The 20,542-nt window shown below is 68.7% G+C and carries 21 protein-coding genes; 6 read left to right on the forward strand and 15 right to left on the reverse strand.

Annotation, left to right across the window (positions count from 1 at the left end; translation table 11 throughout):
• The first annotated feature begins 225 nt into the window (after nt 1-225).
• Nucleotides 226-897 (forward strand): response regulator, encoded by a 672-nt coding sequence (locus ACE3QW_RS07750; RefSeq protein WP_374251066.1) that lies wholly within the window; start codon nt 226-228, stop codon nt 895-897.
• Nucleotides 884-2,254 (forward strand): sensor histidine kinase, encoded by a 1,371-nt coding sequence (locus ACE3QW_RS07755; protein WP_374251067.1) that lies wholly within the window; start codon nt 884-886, stop codon nt 2,252-2,254. Before ACE3QW_RS07750 ends, ACE3QW_RS07755 begins: the two co-directional genes overlap by 14 nt.
• Nucleotides 2,255-2,490: 236 nt before the next feature.
• Here the strand turns inward: ACE3QW_RS07755 and ACE3QW_RS07760 are convergent, their stop codons facing one another.
• The 3 genes from ACE3QW_RS07760 to ACE3QW_RS07770 form a co-directional block, all read right to left on the reverse strand.
• On the reverse strand, nt 2,491-3,375 hold the full coding sequence (locus ACE3QW_RS07760; RefSeq protein WP_024279382.1) for an ABC transporter permease subunit: 885 nt from the start codon (nt 3,373-3,375) through the stop codon (nt 2,491-2,493).
• A 16-nt stretch (nt 3,376-3,391) separates the two neighbouring features.
• Nucleotides 3,392-4,261, reverse strand: coding sequence for an ABC transporter ATP-binding protein (locus tag ACE3QW_RS07765; protein WP_245279386.1), 870 nt, complete (start codon nt 4,259-4,261; stop codon nt 3,392-3,394).
• 119 nt (nt 4,262-4,380) lie between these two features.
• Complete coding sequence (locus ACE3QW_RS07770; RefSeq protein ID WP_374251069.1) at nt 4,381-5,427, reverse strand: ABC transporter substrate-binding protein; 1,047 nt, start codon at nt 5,425-5,427, stop codon at nt 4,381-4,383.
• A gap of 155 nt (nt 5,428-5,582) precedes the next feature.
• On the opposite strand from ACE3QW_RS07770, the gene ACE3QW_RS07775 reads away from it, so the two are divergent.
• Nucleotides 5,583-6,326 (forward strand): VIT1/CCC1 transporter family protein, encoded by a 744-nt coding sequence (locus ACE3QW_RS07775; RefSeq protein ID WP_374251070.1) that lies wholly within the window; start codon nt 5,583-5,585, stop codon nt 6,324-6,326.
• A 48-nt stretch (nt 6,327-6,374) separates the two neighbouring features.
• Here ACE3QW_RS07775 and ACE3QW_RS07780 read toward each other — a convergent pair whose 3' ends face one another.
• Nucleotides 6,375-7,469, reverse strand: coding sequence for an HWE histidine kinase domain-containing protein (locus tag ACE3QW_RS07780; protein ID WP_374251071.1), 1,095 nt, complete (start codon nt 7,467-7,469; stop codon nt 6,375-6,377).
• A gap of 216 nt (nt 7,470-7,685) precedes the next feature.
• Here ACE3QW_RS07780 and ACE3QW_RS07785 point away from each other — a divergent pair, with 216 nt between their 5' ends.
• Nucleotides 7,686-8,012 carry a hypothetical protein gene (locus ACE3QW_RS07785; protein ID WP_250166073.1) on the forward strand — a complete coding sequence of 109 codons (327 nt, stop codon included), beginning with the start codon at nt 7,686-7,688 and terminating at the stop codon, nt 8,010-8,012.
• Between the two features lie 56 nt (nt 8,013-8,068).
• Here ACE3QW_RS07785 and ACE3QW_RS07790 read toward each other — a convergent pair whose 3' ends face one another.
• Entirely contained in the window at nt 8,069-9,724 is a 1,656-nt protein-coding gene (locus tag ACE3QW_RS07790; protein WP_374251072.1) for a DUF1254 domain-containing protein, read from the reverse strand.
• 124 nt (nt 9,725-9,848) lie between these two features.
• Complete coding sequence (locus ACE3QW_RS07795) at nt 9,849-10,352, reverse strand: DUF2380 domain-containing protein (RefSeq protein WP_374251073.1); 504 nt, start codon at nt 10,350-10,352, stop codon at nt 9,849-9,851.
• A 185-nt stretch (nt 10,353-10,537) separates the two neighbouring features.
• On the opposite strand from ACE3QW_RS07795, the gene ACE3QW_RS07800 reads away from it, so the two are divergent.
• Together ACE3QW_RS07800 and ACE3QW_RS07805 are read left to right on the forward strand one after the other, a co-directional pair.
• The gene (locus ACE3QW_RS07800) at nt 10,538-11,917 is read left to right on the forward strand and encodes a histidine kinase (RefSeq protein ID WP_374251075.1); all 1,380 of its coding nucleotides are present in this window, start codon (nt 10,538-10,540) and stop codon (nt 11,915-11,917) included.
• Entirely contained in the window at nt 11,914-12,546 is a 633-nt protein-coding gene (locus tag ACE3QW_RS07805) for a response regulator (protein ID WP_374251077.1), read from the forward strand. Before ACE3QW_RS07800 ends, ACE3QW_RS07805 begins: the two co-directional genes overlap by 4 nt.
• A 3-nt stretch (nt 12,547-12,549) precedes the next feature.
• On the opposite strand, the gene ACE3QW_RS07810 is transcribed toward ACE3QW_RS07805, so the two are convergent.
• The 9 genes from ACE3QW_RS07810 to ACE3QW_RS07850 form a co-directional block, all read right to left on the reverse strand.
• Nucleotides 12,550-12,942, reverse strand: a complete 393-nt coding sequence (locus ACE3QW_RS07810; protein WP_374251078.1) for a RidA family protein — start codon at nt 12,940-12,942, stop codon at nt 12,550-12,552.
• Nucleotides 12,943-13,788: an alpha/beta hydrolase gene (locus tag ACE3QW_RS07815; RefSeq protein ID WP_374251080.1), complete on the reverse strand. Its 846-nt coding sequence runs from the start codon at nt 13,786-13,788 to the stop codon at nt 12,943-12,945.
• Nucleotides 13,789-13,803: 15 nt separating this feature from the next.
• Entirely contained in the window at nt 13,804-14,517 is a 714-nt protein-coding gene (locus ACE3QW_RS07820; RefSeq protein ID WP_374251081.1) for an ABC transporter ATP-binding protein, read from the reverse strand.
• Nucleotides 14,510-15,301, reverse strand: a complete 792-nt coding sequence (locus ACE3QW_RS07825) for an ABC transporter ATP-binding protein (protein WP_374251082.1) — start codon at nt 15,299-15,301, stop codon at nt 14,510-14,512. The genes ACE3QW_RS07820 and ACE3QW_RS07825 overlap by 8 nt, the downstream gene beginning before the upstream one ends.
• The gene (locus ACE3QW_RS07830) at nt 15,298-16,299 is read right to left on the reverse strand and encodes a branched-chain amino acid ABC transporter permease (protein WP_374251083.1); all 1,002 of its coding nucleotides are present in this window, start codon (nt 16,297-16,299) and stop codon (nt 15,298-15,300) included. Before ACE3QW_RS07830 ends, ACE3QW_RS07825 begins: the two co-directional genes overlap by 4 nt.
• Nucleotides 16,300-16,303: 4 nt before the next feature.
• Complete coding sequence (locus tag ACE3QW_RS07835) at nt 16,304-17,185, reverse strand: branched-chain amino acid ABC transporter permease (RefSeq protein ID WP_374251084.1); 882 nt, start codon at nt 17,183-17,185, stop codon at nt 16,304-16,306.
• Between the two features lie 181 nt (nt 17,186-17,366).
• Nucleotides 17,367-18,302: a hypothetical protein gene (locus ACE3QW_RS07840; RefSeq protein WP_374251086.1), complete on the reverse strand. Its 936-nt coding sequence runs from the start codon at nt 18,300-18,302 to the stop codon at nt 17,367-17,369.
• A 1-nt stretch (nt 18,303) separates the two neighbouring features.
• Entirely contained in the window at nt 18,304-19,257 is a 954-nt protein-coding gene (locus tag ACE3QW_RS07845) for a hypothetical protein (protein WP_038193438.1), read from the reverse strand.
• Between the two features lie 28 nt (nt 19,258-19,285).
• Complete coding sequence (locus ACE3QW_RS07850; protein WP_374251087.1) at nt 19,286-20,476, reverse strand: ABC transporter substrate-binding protein; 1,191 nt, start codon at nt 20,474-20,476, stop codon at nt 19,286-19,288.
• Nucleotides 20,477-20,542 lie beyond the last annotated feature (66 nt).

The raw sequence follows: 20,542 nt of genomic DNA on the forward strand, positions 1-20,542 counted from the left end.
AGCTTGGTTGCAGGACGGACGAGTGAAAACCTTGCGGAAGTTACCTCCCGATTCGGCCTCAGCGCAACGCTTAGCTGGCGGTTGTCGGCCACCATTCCGATGCGTTCGCCGCCTTGGTTAAGGTGTTGCAGTGCACACGGGAAATGCTGCTGTCGCGCACTTGATCGCCCCCCGCCGCACGGCGAGACTGCGACGTCGCCGCCGGGGCGGCCGGGCTCCCGTTTCATGCGTCTTCTGCTGGTCGAGGACAATCACGAGCTTGCCGACTGGCTCGCCAAGATTCTGCGGCGGGACAATTTCGTCGTGGACGTGCTCAATGACGGGGAGGCGGCGGACCAGGCGCTGGCGCTGGAGACCTACGATCTCGTCATCCTCGACCTCGGCCTGCCCGGCATGGGCGGGATGCAGCTTCTGAAGCGCCTGCGCAGCCGGGCGAATGCGGTGCCGGTCATCATCCTCACCGCCAATGCCAGCCTCGACGGGCGGGTGGCGGGGCTGGACGAGGGGGCGGACGACTATCTCGCGAAGCCGTTCGATATTGCCGAGCTGGAAGCGCGCATCCGCGTGCAGCTGCGCCGCTCGGCGCGCCGGCCGGACCCGCTCATCACTTGCGGCACGCTCGCCTTCGATACCAACACCCGCCTGTTCCGCCTCGGCGCCGAGCCTTTGGCGCTGACCCCGCGCGAGCATGCGGTGCTGGAGGCCCTGCTCATCAAGGCCGGTCAGACGGTGAGCAAGGCGCAGCTCTCGCAAAGCATCTTCGGCCTCGACGATCTCGCTGACCCCAGCGCCATCGAGATTTATGTCCACCGCCTGCGCAAGAAGCTGGAGGGGGCCGACGTGCGGATCGTGACCCTGCGCGGGCTCGGCTATCTGTTGCAGCATGCGCATGGATAGCCTCCGCCTCCAGCTCCTGCGGTGGCTGCTGCTGCCGCTGGCGGGGCTCGTGGCGGTGAACGTCTTCACCAGCTGGCGGCAGGCGAGCGCCACCGCCGATCTCGTCACCGACCGCACCCTCGACGCCTCTGTCCGCGCCATCGCCGAGGATGTGCGCATCGACCGCGGCGTCATCGACGCCATCGTCCCGCCTGTGGCGCTGGAGATGTTCGATACCGGCCACCGGGACCGGGTGTTCTACCGGGTGGACACCGCCGGCGGGCGCCTGCTCACCGGCTATCCCGATCTGCCGCTGCCCGAGCCGCCGCCGCAGGCGAGCGCGCCGGTGCATTTCACCGGCAGCTATCGCGGCAGCGACCTCCGGCTCGCGGCCCTGTCCTATCCGCTGGTTGGCGCCACCGATGGCGCGCGGGTGACGGTCGTGGTGGGTGTCACGCTTGCCGGACATGCGGCCATGGTGCGGGAATTATGGGTGGGCAATTTCGGCCAGCAGCTCATCCTCTTGGTGGCGGCTGGCGTGTTGGTCATCATCGGCCTCGGGCGGGGGCTGGCGCCGCTGATGCGCCTGCGCGAGGCGGTGATGGAGAAGGGGCGGGACGATCTCTCCCCTTTGCCGGACCATGCCGTGCAGAGCGAGCTGCGCCCGCTGGTGGCCGCGCTCAACACCTATATGGGCCGCGTCGCCGGGCAGATGGCGGCGCAGCGCCGTTTCGTCGCCAATGCCGCGCACCAGTTGCGCACGCCGCTGGCGCTGCTCTCCACGCAGGTAGCCTTCGCCCGCCGCACGGGGGAGGCCGCCGAGCGGGCCGAGGCGCTGGCGGGCGCCGAGGAGAGCACCCGCCGCCTCGCCCGCCTCGCCGCCCAGCTCCTCACCTTGTCCCGCGCCGAGCCGGGCAGCCGCCGCCCGCGCGACGAGGATATCGATCTCGCCCAGTCGGCCCGGCAGGTACTGGAGGGGCTCGCCCATCTCGCGGTGGAGCGGGACATCGACCTCGGCCTCGACGTGAACGCCCCCGCCGTCACGCGCGGCGATGGCGCCATGATGCGCGAGGCGGTGGTGAACCTCGTGGAGAACGCTTTGCGCTACACGCCGAAGGGCGGCACCGTCACCGTCACGGTGGACGGGACGGCGGAAGAGGCGGTGCTGGTGGTGGAGGATTCCGGGCCGGGTATTCCGCCGGAGGAGCGCGACAAGGTGTTCGAGCGCTTCTACCGGGTGCCGGGCACGCCGGGCGAGGGCTCCGGCATCGGCCTCTCCATCGTGCGCGAGGTGGTGGATGGCGCGGGCGGCAGGCTCGTCCTCGGCACGGCTGCGGCCGGCGGGCTGAGGGGGGAGATGCGGCTGCCGGCGGCCTAACCGCCCTCGCGCCCCGGACGCATGCAGCGACAGCGGAATGCGAGCCGGGGTCCAGCGCGAAAGACCGCCGAAGGCGCTTCTTGACCTTGGCATCCTAGGGCATTGCCCCGCTGCGCGGGAGTCTCGCGCTGGTCCCCGGCTCGGCGCTCCGGCTGCGCCGTCGCTTGTCCGGGGAACGCAAACGGCGACGGCCCCGGAGGTTTGTCCGGGGCCGTCGTGCGTGAGGGATCAAGCCCTCAGTTCTGCTCGCTGTAGGGCACCGGGCGCCACTTCACGAGACGGTTCTCCACCAGCGTGATGAGGAATTCCATCACCAGCGCCACCACCGCGAGGATGATCATGGCCGCGAACACGCCGTTGGCGTTGAACGCGCCCTGCGCGGTGGCGATCAGGAGACCCACGCCCTGCTTGGCGCCGAGGAACTCGCCCACCACCGCGCCCACCAGCGCGAAGCCGAAGGAGACGTGGAGCGAGGCCAGGATCCAGCTCATGGCCGAGGGGATGATGACCGAGGTGGTGATCTGGAAGGGCGAGGCACCGAGGATCTGGGCGTTGGCGATCATGGCGCGGTCGGCCTCGCGCACGCCCTGGAAGGCATTGGCGAACACCACGAAGAACACCATCACCACCGCCAGCGCCACCTTGGACGCCATGCCGAGACCCAGCGCGATGATGAAGATGGAGCCGAGCACCACGCGCGGGATGGAATTGGCGATCTTGATGTAGATGGAGAACACGTCCGCCAAGAGCTTGTTGCGACCGAGAACGATGCCGCACACGATGCCGCCCACGGCGCCGATGAAGAAGCCGAGGATGGTTTCCTCCAGCGTCACCATGATCTGCACCCAGAGCGGGCCCTGCGAGGTGCCTTCCGTCATCCACACCCAGATCTGCTCGGCGATGCCGGAGGGGCTGGCGAAGAAGAACGGATCGATGAAGCCGGTGAGGGCGCCGATCTCCCAGATGCCGAGCACGGCGACGAGAATGGCGATGCGCAGCGAGATGACGAGGGCGCGGCGGGCCTTCAGCCGGGCGCGGGCCTTGGCCTCGATCTCGGCTTCGGTGGGCACCGCGCGGGCGGCGGCGAAGGGGGCGGAAGCGGCGTCTGCCTGCATGGTCATTGGTCGTTCCTCCCGTTCAGTGGCCGGTGTCGAGGGTGCGCTGCTGGCCGATCTGCACTTCTTCGCGCAGGTCGTCCCAGATGGTGCGGCAGCGCTCGACGAAGGCGGCGTCGTAGCGGATTTCCGCCATCACCCGCGGGCGCGGCAGGTCGATGGTGTAGACGCTCTTCACCGTGGCCGGGCCGGCGGTGAGCACATACACCTTGTCGGCGAGGGCAACGGCCTCTTCCAGGTCGTGGGTGACGAACACCACGGACGCGCCGGAGCCGGACCACAGGGTGAGCAACTCGTCCTGCATGTTGGTGCGGGTCTGCACGTCGAGGGCCGAGAAGGGCTCGTCCATGAGCAGGATTTTCGGCTCGTTGATGAAGGTCTGCGCCAGCGCCACGCGCTTCCTCATGCCACCGGAAAGCTGGTGTGGATAATGGCTCTCGAAGCGGGCGAGGCCCACGCGGGCGATCCAGTCGCGCGCCTTCTCGTAGGCCACGGACTTGGGCAGGCCGCGATAGAGCGGGCCGGCGGCCACGTTGTCGAGCACCGAGCGCCAGGGGAACAGCGCATCCGCCTGGAACACGAAGCCCACGTCCTTGTGGATGCCGTTGACCGGCTGGCCCATCACCCGCACCTCGCCGGCGCTGGGCTTGGCGAGGCCGGTGACGAGGTTGAGCGTGGTGGACTTGCCGCAGCCGGTGGGGCCGACCACGCAGGCGAACTCGCCGCGGTCCACGCTCATGTTGAAGTCCCGCAGCGCCGTCATGGACTTGCCGTCGGGCGTCAGGAACCGGCGGGTGACGTTGTCGAGCTCGATGGCCGGGCCGAGGCCGGCGGCAGCGATCGCGCCGGGGATCACCGCCGGGCGGGCGGGATCGAGGGTCTGAAGGGACATGCGTTTCCTCCCGCCGCCGGCGCGGGGCGCGGCGACCTCAATTCTTTCGGGGTGTGATGAGGGGCGCCGCGACGAGGCCGCAGCGCCGGGGTCAGCAGACGAGCGTCAGGTGCCGAGGCTCAGTTGCCGAGCGTTTTGGCGGCGTTGTCCACGTAGGTGGTGGTGTAGGTCTTGGACAGGTCGATGGCCTTGCCCTGCACGTTCTTGGAGAAGGCCTGCAGCACCTTCAGCACCGTCTCGGGACCACCGGCGGGCATGCGGCCGTCCGGCGTGAACTGCGCCTTACCCTCGGCCAGACCCTGAATGTAGAGGTCCTTGTCGCCGACGTAATAGTCCTTCGGCATCTTCTCCGCGATCTCCGCCGCCGAGTGGCTGGCGATGAAGCGCATGGTGCGCACGAAGGCATTGGCGAGCTTCTGCGCCTCGGCGGGATGGCTCTCCAGCCAGCTCGCCTGCACGTAGAAGGAGGCGGCCGGATAGAGGCCGCCGAGGGCCGCCACCGTCTTCTCCGGCGTGCGCATGTCGATGAGGATCTTGGCGACGCCCATCTTCACCAGCTGGCCGATGGTCGGCTCGGTGGTCATGCCGGACTGGATCTGGTCCTGCTTCATGGCAGCGATGAAGGTATTGCCCGCGCCCACCGGCAGCAGGGAATAGTCGCCCGGCTTCAGGCCGCCCTTGAAGGCGAGATAGCGGGTCAGGAAGTCCGTGGAGGAGCCGAGGCCGGTCACGCCCAGCGTGTGGCCCTTGAAGTCGGCCGGAGACTTGATCTGGTCGGCATATTTGGTCGCGACCATCTGCACTTCGCCGGGCGCCTGGCTGAACTGCACCACGGAGGTGATGAACTTGCCCTTGGCCTGAAGATCGATGGTGTGGTCGTAGAAGCCCACCACGCCCTGCACGGCGCCGGCGAGCAGTTCGTTTTCCGCCTCGACACCGGCGCGGGAGTTGATGAGCTCCACCTCGAGGCCTTCATCCTTGAAGTAGCCGAGCGCATTGGTGAGGGCGGCGGGCAGGTAGATCTGCTTTTCCATGCCGCCGACGATGATGGTCAGCTTCTCGGCATGGGCGGCAACCGGGCCGAGCAGGCCGGCGGCGATGACGGCCGCGCCGGCGAGCGCCTTCAGGCGGCCGCGCGCAAGGATGCGAGCAGAGGATTTCAGCATGTGATGCCCTTCCCGTGAGGGCGCCCTGCGCCCGCGTTTCCTGGTGGTGGACCTGCGGCGCTTATGAGATGGCCGGCTTCTCCACGCCAACACGGATAAACCCTTTCAGCTTTCAGTCGGCTTTCATTCCGGAAAGGAACGCTCAAGGAATTGGAATGTCCTTTCGTCAGCTTGCCGGTCGTGTCATGAGCAGCGAGGCTGTCAGGATCGGGCTGGAGAAACGCATCATGTCGCTGCCGTCGCGCGTCGTTGCCTCGCTCAAGGCGTCCATCGGCGATGTGGTGTTCGGCATGGAGGACGGCACCGTCTCCATCTTCGGCCTCGTCTTCGGCGTGGCCATGAGCACCAACGATCCCCGCGCGGTGCTGATCGCCGGCGCCACCGGTGCGGCGGCAGCAGCCGTCTCCATGATGGCGGGCAGCTATCTCGATGCGGAATCGGTGCGCGACGCCCGCCGCGCCCGGCGCAACGGGCCGGTGGATGCGACGGAAGCGGCGGCGCAGGTGGAGACCGTCGCGGCGGCCCTCACCCGCGGCGGCATGGCGGCGGCGGACGTGGCGCATGTGGCGGAGGCGCTGAAGCGCGCGCCGCGCGCCACCCTCGGCCTGCGCTCCGAACTCGACGAGGCGGACGACGGCGCCAGCCCGACCTCGCACGCCTTCTGGATGTTCGTCTCGGACCTGTTCGCCGGCTTCACCCCGGTGCTGCCCTTCGCCTTCCTGCCCATGGATCAGGCGCGGATCGTCTCGCTGGTGCTGACGACGGCGCTGCTGGTGGCGCTCGGCGTTGGCCGAGGCATCGTGGGCAAGCGCTCCATCGTGCGTGCCACGGCGGAGACGCTGACCATCGCCGCTTCCGCTGCGGCAGCTGGCGTGCTGGTGGGGCGCTTGCTCTCGTAAGGCTCAGGCGGCGGCCGCGTCGCGGCCTCGACTCGTCCGCGGGCGGTCTCAGCGTCTTTGAACGTCCGCCATGCGCGCTTCGAACCGCGCCACCAGCCCGGACGGCATCCACTCCTTCACGACGCCGCCCTTCCCGAGCAGTCCCATCTCGATCAGAAGAGACCCGAAGCTTCGCCGGCCGGGCTCGTTCACCATCGGGCCACCCAACTCCTGCCAGGTCATCCGAAGCGTCGGCTCGCCGGCCTCTTCGTCGATCGTCCACGACAGGTCGACCTTGCCGCCGGGTACGGACAGCGCCCCATGCTTGGCCGCGTTCGTCGCCAGCTCGTGAAGGAGCAGGGAGAGCGAGAGCGTGGTCTTGGGACCGAGTTCGATGTCGGGGCCGGATGTCGCGATGCGGCCGTCGTCCCCATGAAGTTCGAGCATCGGTCGCACGACGCTCATCATGGAGGCGGCCATCCAGTCCTGCTGGAGCAACTGGTCGTGCGCGATGCCCATGGCCGCGATCCGCCGGCAGAGGGCCTCGACGGCATCGCGCTCCTGCACGCCCCGGAGCGTCTGGGTCGCAATGGCCTGAACCATGGCCAGCGTATTCTTCATCCGGTGGGTGATCTCGGCATTCAGGACGGCCTGCTGCTTCTGCGCTTCGTCACGCTCGCGCAGGGCCTGCCGGAGCTCCAGCTGCCGCATCACCTGACGGGCGAGCACCTTGAGGGTGTCCTGCTGAAGCTGGGAAAGCTGCCGGGGCCGGTAATCCAAGACGCACAGGGTGCCGATGGCATGGCCTTCGGTGGTCTTCAGCAACGCGCCTGCATAGAAGCGCAGGTTCGGCTCCCCCGTGACCAGGGGATTGCAGGCAAAGCGCGGGTCCAGGGTCGCGTCAGGAACGAGAAGAAACTCTTGTTCCAGGATCGCCTTGGCGCAGAACGAGCTGTCCAGGGGCGTCTCGCGGACCCCCAGGCCCACCTCGGCCTTGAAGAACTGACGATGGTCGGAGATGAAGTTCACGACGGCGATCGGCGTTTCGCAGATGCGCGAGGTCAATTCGGCAATCTCGTCGAAATCCCGCTCCCTCGGGCTGTCCAGCATGTTGAAGCTGGCTAGCGCCTTGAGCCGCTCACTCTCCCTCAACGCGGTATTCAAAGGCGCATCCCGAGCTTGCCGACAGGTTGATCCTCAATGGCATTTTCTCGCAGGGGAGCATAGCGCTTTTCACCCAAGTCCCCGAATGCGCGGGCGGGGCAGGGCCCGCGACAGGTACGCGACAGGCCGCGACCTGGTGTCCCTCGCGTGCGAAGCGGTGGCGTCTGGCATCGAACTTGTTTGCGCCCTGGCGGAAGAGCCAAGGGAGGAAGCCCGATGCAGCAAAAGCCGGACGCCGACGACTATCTCGCGCTCTTCGGGCGCTACAAGGCGGACTTCGGGGATGTCTACATGGACCCGGAGGACGAGCGCTTCCGCCTGCTGTTCGACCAGATCTGCCGCATGCTGACCCAGCCCTCGCCGTTCAATCTGGCCCTGCCGGAGCAGTTCCGCGCCACGGCCTTCCGCTATCTCGAAGGCGACCCGCACACGGTGGCGCACATGACCACCATCGAGAACCGGCACTTCATGCTGAGCGACCTGTTCGACTACGTCCACCTCGTGAACACCATGGGCGGCCGCTGGGACCAGCGCGGGCGCTGAGACCGCCATGGGTTGGAAACCGGCCCGGGAGGCAGGGCGCCCCCGGGCCAAAGTGGTTACTTCACGGCCTCGATCTCGCCCACCCGCCAGCTCTTGTCGAAGAAGGACGGCAGCGGGCTGTAGAGACGCAGGATCGTGAACCAGCCCTTGCCGGGCATGGTCTGGATCCAGTTGGCGCGCGCGACGCCCTGGGGCTGGGTCGGCCCGAACCAGATGGTGGTCGTGCCGTCCGCCGCCGCCTCGGCCGCTGGGGAGGGATAGCCCTGGCTGCCGGCGCGGGGATAGTTCTGGGGCGTCTGCAGCATCGAGCGGGTCTGGTTGTCGTAGAGCGTGAGCGACCAGAAGGCCGCCGCCGGGATGTGCGGCGGCAGCACCACCTTGTAGGTCTTCGCGCCGTCGAAGGGATTCCCCTCGGGATCGAGGAAGCTCATTAGATACTGCGAGCCGATGCCCGGGACGCGCATGATCATGCCGGGGGAATCAAGCGTGTAGCCGTAATAGAAGGCCGTGCGGGAATCGAGCGTCCGCGCGCCGGTCGGCGGCAGGGGCTTGAATACGCCCGCCTCGAAGACGGGCGGGGGCGTCTCGAAGAAGGCGCCGCCCTGCCACAGCATGCTGCCCCATCTGGAGTCCTTGTAGTAGGCCCAGTCCGGGTGCTTCATCGCATAGCGCCAGTTGAGTGCCCGCCCGGTCGCCTGCCCGAAGGCTGCCGCGTCCGACAGGATTTTCTTCATCCGCGCATCGGGATTGAACGGCTTGCCATGGACGATGCCGATGGCGGCGAGCTGGCCGGCCAGCTCCACGTCGTAGCTGGTCGCCGGCTGCATCTGGACGTTCTCGTTGATCAGCTCGAAGAAGCCGATGTCGCTGGGCGGGATCGTGTTGAACGACAGGCCGCTGCCCTCGATGAACTTGGTCTCGGGGATCTTGGGCTCGGGGGCGATGCGGACCTTCCCGTCCAGCGCCTGCGCGAGGCTCGAACCGTAGGTGCCCGGCTGGTAGGGATAGACCTTCATGGTCTTCCTGATGTTCTCGACAGCGGGCTTGGGGTCGTTGTCCTTCAGGTAGGCCCGCGCCGCATAGAGCGCGAAGTTGGTCTTCGAGCGCCCGATGAAATAGCCGCCTTCCGGCAGGGGCCCATCATAGTCCGGCCCGACGATCAGGTACTTGCCGCCGAGCCCGCGATCCGGCCCCGGCCCGCCGATGTCGATGATCCACGAGAACCACATGTCGTTGATGGTGCCCACCGCGTCGGAGGGCTGCTCGACCACGACCGGGCCTTTGCTCAGGTCGAGGCCGGTCAGGTAGTAGACCGTGTCGGCGTTGGCCGTCAGGAACAGCGAATGGGAATCCATCAGCTTCGAGAAGATGACGACATCGCCGGGCTTGGCGCCGATGCTCTCGAAGCCCTTGACGAGGGCCAGCGCCGAGGCGCCGCGAAAGCTGTTGTTGTAGGCGGCGAGCGCCTGATTGAAATCGAGGATGTCGTAGGTCTTCTCGGCCGTCTCGGCCGTCGGCACGCCGTCCTTAAAGGTCAGCGGCCCGAAGCCCGTGCTGATCGACGCCGGCGCGCCGAGCTGTTCGACGACCTTGGCCGGCACCTCGGCCTGCGCCACCGCCGAGACAAGCAGCGCACCCGCTACCAGAGCACCCGCCACGGCCGAGGTGCGAAGCGAAGGTGGAAGGCTGTAATTGAACGGTCTGAGTTCCACGATCGGCTCCTCCCAATGCAGAGCCGCGGACATTAGTGGTCAAGGCCGTGCTTGAACATCTCCTGCCCGAGCAGCATGGCGCGTGCCGCAAAGGACGGCTGCCGGGGCCATTCGGGAGCCCGGATCAATCCTGCGGCACGGTGAGGATCTGGCCGGCGATGAAGGATTCCGCGCGGCGCCATGCTTCGTCATTGTCGCCCCGGAAGGTGTAGAGCTTCTGGAACACCACACGGCCGGCGTTCACCGCGACCACCTCCACCTTGGCCATCTGCACCAGCGTACTCATCTTGTGGATGCCGCCGACCACGAGCAGGTCGGCGCCGGCCTGTTTCGCCGCCTCGGCCAGCTCCGGCACCGCGCCGGCCGTGAGCGTGCAGGGGGCGGGATCGCAGTCCGGCATCACCACGCGCAGGCGCCCGCCGGAGGCCAGGTCGGTGGCGAGGGCGGCCATGAAGGCCTTCAGTCGCGCCTGATGCTCGGCGGTCTGGTCGCGCGGCTCGCCGGAGGAGTCGCTGTAGGTGAAATCGATGATCGCCACGCCGCGCGCCTCCCCGCCAGCGGCGGCGCCGCTCTGGAGTGTGCCGAGAACGGCGAGAGCGGGCAGGAGCGGGAAGGGGCGCAGCGCCATGGTCGTGTCTCCGGTCTGATGGCCTGAGCGTGCCGCCGACACCGCCCTCCGGCCAGAGACGGGTTCACGCCGGGAGCCGGGAAGATTTCCCGACGTGCGGCGGCGATCTTCCGCCCGCGCGCCCACGTCCCTAAGGTCCTGCACCGGCATCGTGGCCGCCCCGGTGCCCGCCTGCGAGTGAACCGATGACCCGTTCCCGGCTCGACCTCAAGCTCCGGCTTACCCTCCAGATCGCCGCGCTGATGGCGCTGTGCCTCGTCGGGGCGGTGGGCTGGCTGCTCTTCGACGGTGCGCGTGCGGGCGAGGCGCAGGTGGCCCGTATCGCCGATCTGATGGCCCGCGATCTCGCGTTCCAGCGCCAGCAGATGCAATGGGTGCGCGGCGCGCCGGGGGTGTTCCCCGATCTCCAGCGCCTCGCGCCGGCCTTGATGGCGCCGGGCCTGTGCATCGCCTTCCGTCCCGCTGGCACCGAGGGCTTGCAGCGCCTGTGCAGCGCCGCCGAGCCGGACGACGGGAGCACGCCGGAGCTGTTTCAGCGCCTTTATGACCGCCTGTTCGGAGCGCGGGGCACGGCTGAGCGCATGGTGGCGGTGGGCGGGGCGGCGGAAGGCGTTGTCACCGTCACCCTCGCCCCGGAAACGCAGGCGGGGCGGGCGTGGCGCGAGGTGAGCCGCCTCGCCGGGCTGGTAGCAGCCATGTTGTTGGTGCTGTGCGCGCTGGTCTATCTCGCCTTGGCGCGGGCGCTGCGGCCCACCCGCATCATCGGCGAGGGGCTCGATCGCCTGACGCGGGGCGACCTCTCCACCCGCATGCCGGCCTTCGATCTCGCCGAGCTGTCGGCGGTGGGGCAGGTGTTCAATGCGCTGGCGGCGCGGCTTCAGGCGGCGCTGGCGGAGAGCCGCAGCCTCACCCGGCGGCTGATCGCGGTGCAGGACGAGGAGCGGCGGGCGCTCGCCCGCGAGCTGCACGACGAATTCGGCCAGAGCCTCGCCGCCATCGGCGCGGTGGCGGCACTCGCCGGCCAGACGGCGGCGCGCGATTGCCCGGCGCTGGTTCCCGAGTGTCAAAGCATCGGCCGCACCGCCCAATCCATGATGCAGGCCCTGCGCGGCGCGCTCCTGCGCCTGCGGCCACCGGAGGTGGAGGAACTGGGCCTCGTCGCCAGCCTCGAAGGGCTGGTTACGGGCTGGAACGGCCGGCTCGGCGCCACGACCCGCTTCAGTCTGGATGTGACCGGCCGGCTCGACCCGCTGGAGCCGACCTTCGCCGCCGGCCTCTACCGGATCGCGCAGGAGGCCATCACCAATGCCGCGAAGCACGCCGGTGCCTCCAGCGTGCGGCTGATCCTTGCGCGTGAGACGGGTCCGGCTGGTGATGTCGTCACGCTCACCGTGGAGGACGACGGCCGGGGTTCCCCGGCACCGGCGGTGGACGGCTTCGGTCTGCTCGGCATGCGCGAGCGCGTGGCCGCCATGGGGGGCGAACTCTCCATCGGGACCGCCCCCGGCGGTGGCCTTCTGCTGCGCGCGAAGCTCCCACTCCCGGTCGGGGAGGCAGCATCATGACCCAACGTATCATGCTTGTGGACGACCACGCCGTGGTGCGCGAAGGCTACCGCGCCCTTTTGGACCGCCAGCCCGGCCTCGCCGTGGTGGCAGAGGCGGGGGAGGGGGCAGAGGCCTACCGGCTGTTCAAGCAGGCGCGGCCTGATCTGGTGGTGATGGATCTGTCCCTGCCCGGCTTCGGCGGCGTGGAAGCCATCCGGCGCATCCGGCAATGGGACGGTGCGGCGCGCATCCTCGTCTTCACCATGCACCAGAACGCCGCCTTCGCGGTACAGGCCATCCGCGCTGGGGCGCTGGGCTACGTCACCAAGAGCAGCCCGCCGGAGGTGCTGATCGGCGCGGTGCGGGACGTGCTCGCCGGCCGCATGGCGCTGAGCCCGGATATCGACCACGAGCTCGCGCTCTCCCGCCTCAAAGAGACCCCATCTGTCGCCGAGGTGCTGAGCCCGCGCGAGTTCGAGGTGCTGCGGCTGCTCCTCGCCGACAAGGGCACCGACGACATCGCCGAGACCCTGAACCTCAGCCCCAAGACGGTGGCCAACATCCGCTCCCAGATCCGCGCCAAGCTCGGCGTCCAGTCGGATATCGCGCTGGCGCTCCTGGCCCTTCGGCAGGGGATTTCGGCCTGACGGTCAGGCGGCAGCGACCGCCACGGCCTCGATCTCAAACCGCCATTCGGGGCGGGCAAGCGCTGCGGCGATGACTAGGGTCGAGGCGGGCTTGTGGCCCTTGAGCAGCTCCGTGCGCAGCGCCCCGTAGCCGGCATAGTCGGCGGGATCGATGAGATAGGCCGTGACCTTGGCGAGGTCGCCGAGCCCCATGCCGGCCGCCGCAAGCACCGCCTCCAGATTGGCGAAGGCGGCGCGCACCTGCCCCTCGAAATCCGCCGGCACCTGCCCGGAGGCATCGATACCCACCTGTCCCGAAATGTAGAGCGTGCGCACCGGGCCGCTCGCCAGCACGGCGGGGCTGTAGGGCAAGGCGGCGTCGGCAGAAGTGGCGAGCACGGCGGAAAGGGCGGGCATTCAGGCCTCCGGAGAGCGGGCGAGGGCGAGGATCGCGCGGGTGAGCGGATCGGCGCCATCGGCCAGGGGATCGAGCAGGGTGAAATGGTTGCGACGCGCCGGCTCCATGCGCTGCACGGCGCCACCGCGCGCGCCCCACAGCTCGGCGAAATCGCGGCTCCAGCGCTTGAAGCCGTCCGTCTCGTCCCCGCCCACGGCGCAGAGGAGAGGCATCAGTCGGGCGCTAGGTGGAAGGTCGCCGAGGCGCAGCAGCGGGCTCATCGCCGCCGCTTCCGGCGCGGTGAGGCGGAGGTCGGCATTGATGGAGGTGTGTCGCAGGGGGCGCAGGTCATACACGCCGGAAAGCCCGGCGAGGGCGCAGATGGGGCCGTCGCCCCGCTCCGCCTGATCGAGCGCCAGCATGGCCGCGAGCTGCCCGCCCGCCGAATGGCCGGCCACCACGATGCGGGACGGGGCCAGATGGTCCACAACCCAGCGCAGCGCGAGGCGCATCTCGTCCAGGATATCGGCGACGCGCACGCCGGGCACCAGATCATAGGCCGGTGCCACCAGCGTCACCCCGGCGGCGATCGAGGGGCCGGCGATGAAGGAGACATCGGACTTGTCCAGCGCCCGCCAGTAGCCGCCATGGATGAAGAACAGCACCGGCGCCCCTTCGCCCGCCGGGAAGACATCCAGCAAGCAGCGCGGGCCGGGTCCATAGCGCTGGTCCAGCCGCCAGGCGCCGGTGGCGCGCAGCGCGGCGCCGAGGCGGCGATGGCCGTCATAGACGCTCTCGCGCTCGGGATGCCGACGGCGCAGGGCGTATTCGGCTTCGAGCGCGGGATCGATGAGGGTATGCGGCATGGGATTTCCGAAAACTCACAGGCCGAGATAGGCGGCGCGCACGCCGTCGTCATGGAGCAGGTCGGCGCCTGCGCCGTCGCGCACGACGGCCCCCTCCGCGAGGACATAGCCATGGGCAGCGCTGCGCAGGGCCATGCTCGCATTCTGCTCGGCGATGAGGAGGGACATGCCCTCGGCATTGAGGCGGCGGATGGTGGCGAAAATCTCCTGCACCACCTTAGGCGCGAGGCCCATGGAGGGCTCGTCCAAAAGGAGCAGGCGCGGGCGGCCCATGAGGGCGCGGCCGATGGCGAGCATCTGCTGCTCGCCGCCGGAGAGCAGCCCCGCCGCCTGCCGCCGCCGCTCGGCGAGGCGCGGGAAGAGCGTGAACACCATGTCGCGGTCGGCAGAAACGCCCTGCGCCCGGCGCGGCCACAGCCGGCGGAAGGCGCCCATTTCCAGATTCTCCTCTACCGTCATGGGCGCGAATACCCGGCGCCCCTCCGGCACCAGCGCCAGCCCGCGCGAGAGCCGCGCCGAGGTGGAGAGATTGGTGATGTCCGCCCCGTCGAAGACGATGCGCCCCGCCGTGGGTCGGATGAGGCCGGCGAGGGTGCGCAGCAGCGTGGTCTTGCCCGCGCCGTTGGCGCCGATGAGGCAGACGGACTGCCCGCGCGCCACCTTCAGGGAAACCGCGTGCAGAACTTCGGTGCCGCCATAGCCGGCGACGAGGCCTTCCACCTCAAGCATCGGCTGCCTCCTCGCCGAGATAGGCGGAGAGCACCTCCGGATGGCGACGGACGTCTTCCGCCGTGCCCTCGGCGATGCGCCGGCCGTTGTTGAGCACCAGAATGTCGTGGGAGAGCGACATGACCATGCGCATGTTGTGCTCCACCAGCAGCACGGTCATGCCGTCGCGGTTCAGGTCGCGGATGGTCTCGGCCATCTTGTCCGCCTCGGCGTGGGGCAGGCCGGCGGCGGGCTCGTCCAGCAGCAGGAGGCGCGGTTCGGAGGCGAGGGCGCGGGCCAGCTCCAGCACCTTCATCTGCCCGAAGGCCAGCGATCCCGCCGGCACGGTGGCCTTGGCGGCGAGGCCGAAGCGCTCCAGCAGGGCCATGGCGGTGGCCTCCATCGCCCGCTCCTCGGCGCCCACGGCCGGGAGGTGGAGGAGGGCGGACAGGGTGGTGGCGCGGCCGCGCAGATGGCGGCCCACCATGACGTTCTCCAGCACGCTCATCTCGCGGAAGATCTGCAGGTTCTGGAAGGTGCGGGCGATGCCGAGCCGGGCGCGCGCGTGGGTCGGCAGGCGGTCGATGCGTGCGCCGTCGAACTTGATAGTGCCGTCGGTGGGGCGGGTGACGCCGGCGATCATGTTGAACAGCGTGGACTTGCCGGCGCCATTGGGGCCGATCACCGCCTTGATCTCCCCGGCCTTCACGCGGAAGGAGAGATCGTCCACGGCGGTGACGCCAGCGAAGCGGCAGGTGAGGCCTTCGACCTCCAGAAGATCGCCGGTCCTGCGCGGCGTGTTCATGCCCGCCTCCTGCGCACAAGGCCGGCGAGCGCCGCGGGTATGCCTGCGAGGCCGCGGGGGAAGAGGATCAGCACCACCAGAAGGCCGAGGCCGAACAGCATCAGCTCGGCATCCTCATAGTCGAGCAGGATCTGCGGCACGGCCGTGTAGATCAGCGCGCCCAGCATCGGCCCGTAGAAGGTGCCCGCGCCGCCGATGGCGACCATCACGAGGAGCATGATGGACGGCGCGATGCCGAAGGTCTCCGGCGAGGCATACTGGTTGATGTGGACATAGAGGCTGCCGGCGATGCCGGCCATGCCAGCGCTGAGCACGAACACGGCGAGCTTGGTGCGGAAGCTGTCGATGCCCAGCGATTGCGCGCCCAGCTCGTTGGTCGCCACCGCGCGAATGCTGCGGCCGATGCGCGAGGCGAGAAGATTGGAGATGGCGAGCATCACGAAGAAGGCCACTGCCCACGCCAGCGGGAAGGCCTTCGCCTCGGTGTCCAGCGCATGGCCGAAGATCGAGAAAGGCTCGACTCCGAGGAGGCCGTTGGGGCCGCCGGTGAGCCCCACCAATTGGGTGAAGAAGACGACGAGGATGGCGTTCCACCCTAGCGTCGCCATGGCGAGATAGTGCCCGCGCAGGCGCAATGCCGGAATGCCGATGAGGAGCGCGCCGAGGCCTGCCACGATGGCGGCGGCCGGCAGTCCCGCCCAGGGCGGCACGCCGTAGCGCACGTTGAGGATGCCACTGGCATAGGCGCCGAGGCCGAAGAAGCCGGCGTGGGCAAGGGAGATCTGTCCGCCATAGCCCATCAGCAGGTTGAGGGAGGCGATCAGCACCAGATTGATGAGGGCGAGGTTGGCGAGCGAGATCCAGTAGGCATTGGGCACCACGAAGGGCACCGCCGCCAGCACCAGCCACACCAGCGCGAGGCGGGCATGGCGGGAGAGGCCGCGCCGGGGCAGGCGGCTGTGGGTCATCGGTCCGGTCTTCGCCTCGATGCTCGCCATGGCCTCACACCTTCACGATGTCGGCCCGGCCGAGCAGGCCGGAGGGGCGCACGAACAGGATGAGCAGCAGCACGGCAAATGCGATGGCATCCTTGAAATCGGACGAGATGTAGAAGCTGCCGAACGCCTCCAGCAGCCCCAGCGCCAGCCCACCCACCACGGCGCCCGGCAGGCTGCCGAGCCCACCCAGCATGGCGGCGCTGAAGCCCTTGAAGCCGAACATGGCGCCTTGGTCGTAGGAAGCGAGGGTGAGGGGCGTGACGATGGCCCCGGCGAGTGCGCCCGCCAGCGCCGCGATGCCGAAGGAGAGCAGCACGGTGCTTCCCACATTCACGCCCACGATGGCCGCCGCCTCCCGGTCCGCCGCCGCCGCGCGCAGCGCCTTGCCGAGGATGGTGCGCTCGAAGAAGGCGTGCATCACCACGAGGAAGGCGAGGGTGATGGCGATGATCCACAGCGTCTGGCTCTGGATGCTCACCCCGCCGAAGGAGAGCGCGGTGTTGCCGGAGAAGCCGGCATAGCCGACCGGTTTCTTGCCCAGCACCAGCATCACGAGGCTGCGGCTGACGATGGAGAGGCCGATGGTGACGAGGGTGATGACGAGGGCGTCCGGCTTCTTCAGCGGCTGCACCGTGAGCCGCTCGGAGAGGAGCCCCACCACGCCCACCAGCACCACCGCCGCCACCACCGCGAGACCGACGCTGGAAAAGGTGCCGATGAGGAGGGCCGTGACCATGCCGCCCATCACCACCCATTCGCCTTGCGCGAAATTCATCGCGCCCGTGCTCTTGAAGACCACGTTGAAGCCGAGCGCCACCAGCGCATAGACGGCGCCCGTGCCGATACCGGACGACAGGACCTGGAGGAGGGCGGTTGTGGTCTGCATGGCTGTGAAGGGCGGCCTTTGGCAGCTCTTTGGGTGAATATCCCTCCGGGGAGGGGATGAAAGTCCCGGCCGCCGCGCTCCGGAAGGATCAGGGCTTCCCCCCGATGGGCGCGGACGGCCGGGACAGGTCCGGGTCAGGCACAAGGCCCGCCCGTTTCCTCGGAACGAGACGTCCGAGGGATCAGAAACTGCGCATGCGGTTGGTCTCGAACAGGGGCACCATGACCCCGAGTTCCGCGAGGCGGGCACGGGCGTTGCCAGCGAACGTCGCGAGCGCGTCCTCCTCCGCCGCGCGCGGCGCGCCGCCGAGGCCGGCTTCGGCCGTGATCGCGTCGGCTTCCGCCTCGGCCGCAGCGTGCTCGGGGGCGAGCCAGGGGCAGTGATAGCCCTTCAGCACCACATCCCGCACATAGTCGGACAGCTCGGTGGCGATGGTCTCGCGTGCCTCCTTGTTCCAGCCCTCCGCCTTCGCGGCGAGATAGAGCCAGCCGAAGGCGGCGTGGCGCTCCTTGTCGGCGATGACATGGTCGAGCACGGACTGCACGGCCGGGTTGGTCGCCGCCGCGCGCCAGGCCTTGGCCAGTTCCAGTTCCAGCCCGTCCTCGAAGGCGGCGTGGGCGGCCACGTAGGCGTCGAGCAACTGGCCCGCATCCATCACCCGCCGATGCAGGTGGCGATTGAATACCGCCTCATAGGCCTTGGCCGCGGGCCGGGCGAGGCGGCCGCCGAAGGCTTCGGCGATCCGGTCGTAGCACTCCACGTGCCACGCCTCTTCGGTGTTGCGGGTGGTGAGGTAGAATTTCGGGTCGATCTCCCGGCCCACCTCCATGCAGAAGCGCACGATGAGGGCGGGGGTCTCGGTGAGGCCGGTGGCCTCGGTCCAGACCCGCCGGCTCCAGGTGCGGCGGGCGGCGGCGCGCACGTCGTCCGGATAGCTCTCCGGCTTGAGCGCGCTCCAGTCCACGTCGCGGTGCGGGTTCCAGCGGCCGGCCTTGCCCGTGTCGTAGAGGGCGCGGATGTCCGGCAGCGTGACGTTCATCTCGAGCGGAAAGCGCCGCTCGACCAGCAGCCGCACCGGCGGCAGGGAGGGCTCGGCCCGCGTGGCGTGGAGCGGCATGTCAGATGGTCCCGAGCTTGGGATGCGTGAACGGGGGCAGTTCGATGCCGAGGGCGCGCATCTGCTCGCGGATGCGCTGGACGGTGGCAATGAACACCGGCTTCTCCACCTCTTCCACGGTGGAGCCCAGGCCCGCCTCGTAGGTGATGCGATCGGCTTCCACCTCGGCGTTGGAGGCCGGGTTCTCCGGCGCCAGCCACGCGCTGTGGTAGCCGTTCAGCTCCACCTTCTCCATCATGGTGATGACCGCATCCTCGATCATCTTCTTCTGCTCGGGGGTGAGCTGCTCGCAGATGGCTTCGAGGAAGTACCAGCCGAAGGCGCAGTGCCGGCTCTCGTCGCGCATGATGTAGCGCACGATCTGCTTGGCGACGGGATCATGGGTGACGTCGTTCAGGTGCTTGAACACGTCGAAGGCGATTTCCTCCGCCGTGCAGACGAGGGCGGCGATGATGCCTTCCAGCGGCACGTCCGCGTTGAGCGCGGCGCGGCGCACGCCGTGGGTGGAAACCGAACCCTCGAACAGCTGCTGCACCGGCTTCTCGATATAGCCGCCCAGCTTCTCCGCCATGGCGTGGCACGCTTCGGCGTGGCGCGCCTCCTCCTGCGAGCGGATGGTGAAGAAGAGCTGCATGTCCGAGGGGCGGTTCTCCACCCCGAAGCGCACCTGCAGCGCCGGGCTTTCGGAGATGGCGCCGTACTCGCTCCACGCCCGCCGGCTCCAGTAGAGCCGCGCGGCGTAGCGCTGTTCCTCGGTGTACTTGGACGGATCGAGCTGGTCCCAGTCCACATCGGTCTTGGGGTCCCACTGGTTCCGCGTCGCCGCGTGGAACAGCTCGCGGATGCGCGGCAGGTCCGAATTGAAGGTCAGCGGAAAGCGGTCCTCGGGGGCGTCCAGCAGCGTCTGGACCACCTCGAACGCCTGCTCGGCGGACATGTCTCGCGAAAGGGCCATGGCTGTTTCCTCCCGTTGATGTTTCCCGTCACGCGTAGTCGGCGAGGTTGAAGCGGCCGTCCCGCCAGTTGACCAGCACGATGTCCTGCTTGGAGAGGCCGGAATGACGCTCCGGCGAGAAGGTGAAGACGCCGGAGATGCCGGGGAAATTCTTGATCTGCTCCATGCCCTGGGTGAGCTTGGAGACATCGCCACCCACCTTTTTCAGCGCCTCGCGGGCAAGCAGCGCCGCGTCGTAGGATTCCGCCGCATAGATGCTGGCGGGACGCTTGAAGCGGGCCTCGTAGGCCTTCATCAGCTTGAGGATGCCGGCCTTGAGCGGATCGCTGTCCGGCAGCTGGTCGCCCACGGGCAGCTTGAGGCTGGCGAGGAGCAGGGTGTTGGCGGCGTCGCCGGCGAGCTTCATGTAGTCCGCCGAGACGAAGCCGTAGCTGTGGATCAGCGTCTTCTTGTCGAGGCCCAATTGCTGCGCCTGCTTGAGGAAGACGACGCCGGCGGGTGTCACCGTCCAGCAGATGATGGCTTCGGCGCCGGCATCGCGGATGCGGGTCAGCTGGGGCATCATGTCGGTGTCGGAGGGGGCGAAGGATTCGTACATCACGTCGAGGCCACGCTTCGGCCCGACGATCTTCATCTGCCCCACTGCGCCCTGGCCGAAGCCGGACGTATCGGCGATGAGCGCCACCTTCTTGATCTTCTTCTTGTCGAGATAGTCGGCGATGCGCTCCAGCACGTCGCCATCGTCCACCGTGCTCTTGAACACATACTGGCGCTCCGCCACCGGCGTGACGATGGCGAGCGCGCCCTCCGACGAGATGAAGGGCACCTTGGCGGCATTGGTGATGGGCGCCATGGCGAGCGCGATGCCGCTCATGTTGCCGCCGCTCAGGATCACTTCCACCTTGTCTTGGCTGATGAGCCGGCGCGTGGCAGTGATGCCTTTCTGGGTCTGGCTCTCGGCGTCGTAATAGGTCCACTCGATCTTGCGGCCGCCCATGCCGCCGGCAGCATTGAACTCGTCCACCGCGAGTTCGAGGCCCGCCTTCATGTCCTCGCCGAGGAAGGCCGCCGGGCCGGTCACGGAGAGGATGGAGCCCACGCGCATCGGCTCGGCGGCGCGGGCGGCGCTGCTCCAGAGGCCTGCCACGGTCCCGGTGCCGGTGGCCGCGAGGGCGGCGGCGGGCACCATCTTCAGGAAGCTGCGTCGTCCGAACTGCACTTCTGGCCTCCTCTGGAAGGGCGCTTTTTCGCGCCTTGTTCACGGTGCCCCGGACGCCATGCCCGG

The sequence above is a fragment of the Xanthobacter sp. genome, from assembly GCF_041911315.1.
Taxonomy (GTDB): Bacteria; Pseudomonadota; Alphaproteobacteria; order Rhizobiales; family Xanthobacteraceae; genus Xanthobacter; species Xanthobacter aminoxidans.

Bases quoted from the DNA above. Each gene is read 5' to 3' on its own strand.
- ACE3QW_RS07750 (WP_374251066.1), top strand. From the start codon at position 226: ATGCGTCTTCTGCTGGTCGAGGACAATCACGAGCTTGCCGACTGGCTC.
- ACE3QW_RS07755 (WP_374251067.1), top strand. From the start codon at position 884: ATGCGCATGGATAGCCTCCGCCTCCAGCTCCTGCGGTGGCTGCTGCTG.
- ACE3QW_RS07760 (WP_024279382.1), bottom strand. From the start codon at position 3,375: ATGACCATGCAGGCAGACGCCGCTTCCGCCCCCTTCGCCGCCGCCCGC.
- ACE3QW_RS07765 (WP_245279386.1), bottom strand. From the start codon at position 4,261: ATGTCCCTTCAGACCCTCGATCCCGCCCGCCCGGCGGTGATCCCCGGC.
- ACE3QW_RS07770 (WP_374251069.1), bottom strand. From the start codon at position 5,427: ATGCTGAAATCCTCTGCTCGCATCCTTGCGCGCGGCCGCCTGAAGGCG.
- ACE3QW_RS07775 (WP_374251070.1), top strand. From the start codon at position 5,583: ATGTCCTTTCGTCAGCTTGCCGGTCGTGTCATGAGCAGCGAGGCTGTC.
- ACE3QW_RS07785 (WP_250166073.1), top strand. From the start codon at position 7,686: ATGCAGCAAAAGCCGGACGCCGACGACTATCTCGCGCTCTTCGGGCGC.
- ACE3QW_RS07795 (WP_374251073.1), bottom strand. From the start codon at position 10,352: ATGGCGCTGCGCCCCTTCCCGCTCCTGCCCGCTCTCGCCGTTCTCGGC.
- ACE3QW_RS07800 (WP_374251075.1), top strand. From the start codon at position 10,538: ATGACCCGTTCCCGGCTCGACCTCAAGCTCCGGCTTACCCTCCAGATC.
- ACE3QW_RS07805 (WP_374251077.1), top strand. From the start codon at position 11,914: ATGACCCAACGTATCATGCTTGTGGACGACCACGCCGTGGTGCGCGAA.
- ACE3QW_RS07810 (WP_374251078.1), bottom strand. From the start codon at position 12,942: ATGCCCGCCCTTTCCGCCGTGCTCGCCACTTCTGCCGACGCCGCCTTG.
- ACE3QW_RS07815 (WP_374251080.1), bottom strand. From the start codon at position 13,788: ATGCCGCATACCCTCATCGATCCCGCGCTCGAAGCCGAATACGCCCTG.
- ACE3QW_RS07820 (WP_374251081.1), bottom strand. From the start codon at position 14,517: ATGCTTGAGGTGGAAGGCCTCGTCGCCGGCTATGGCGGCACCGAAGTT.
- ACE3QW_RS07825 (WP_374251082.1), bottom strand. From the start codon at position 15,301: ATGAACACGCCGCGCAGGACCGGCGATCTTCTGGAGGTCGAAGGCCTC.
- ACE3QW_RS07830 (WP_374251083.1), bottom strand. From the start codon at position 16,299: ATGGCGAGCATCGAGGCGAAGACCGGACCGATGACCCACAGCCGCCTG.
- ACE3QW_RS07835 (WP_374251084.1), bottom strand. From the start codon at position 17,185: ATGCAGACCACAACCGCCCTCCTCCAGGTCCTGTCGTCCGGTATCGGC.
- ACE3QW_RS07840 (WP_374251086.1), bottom strand. From the start codon at position 18,302: ATGCCGCTCCACGCCACGCGGGCCGAGCCCTCCCTGCCGCCGGTGCGG.
- ACE3QW_RS07845 (WP_038193438.1), bottom strand. From the start codon at position 19,257: ATGGCCCTTTCGCGAGACATGTCCGCCGAGCAGGCGTTCGAGGTGGTC.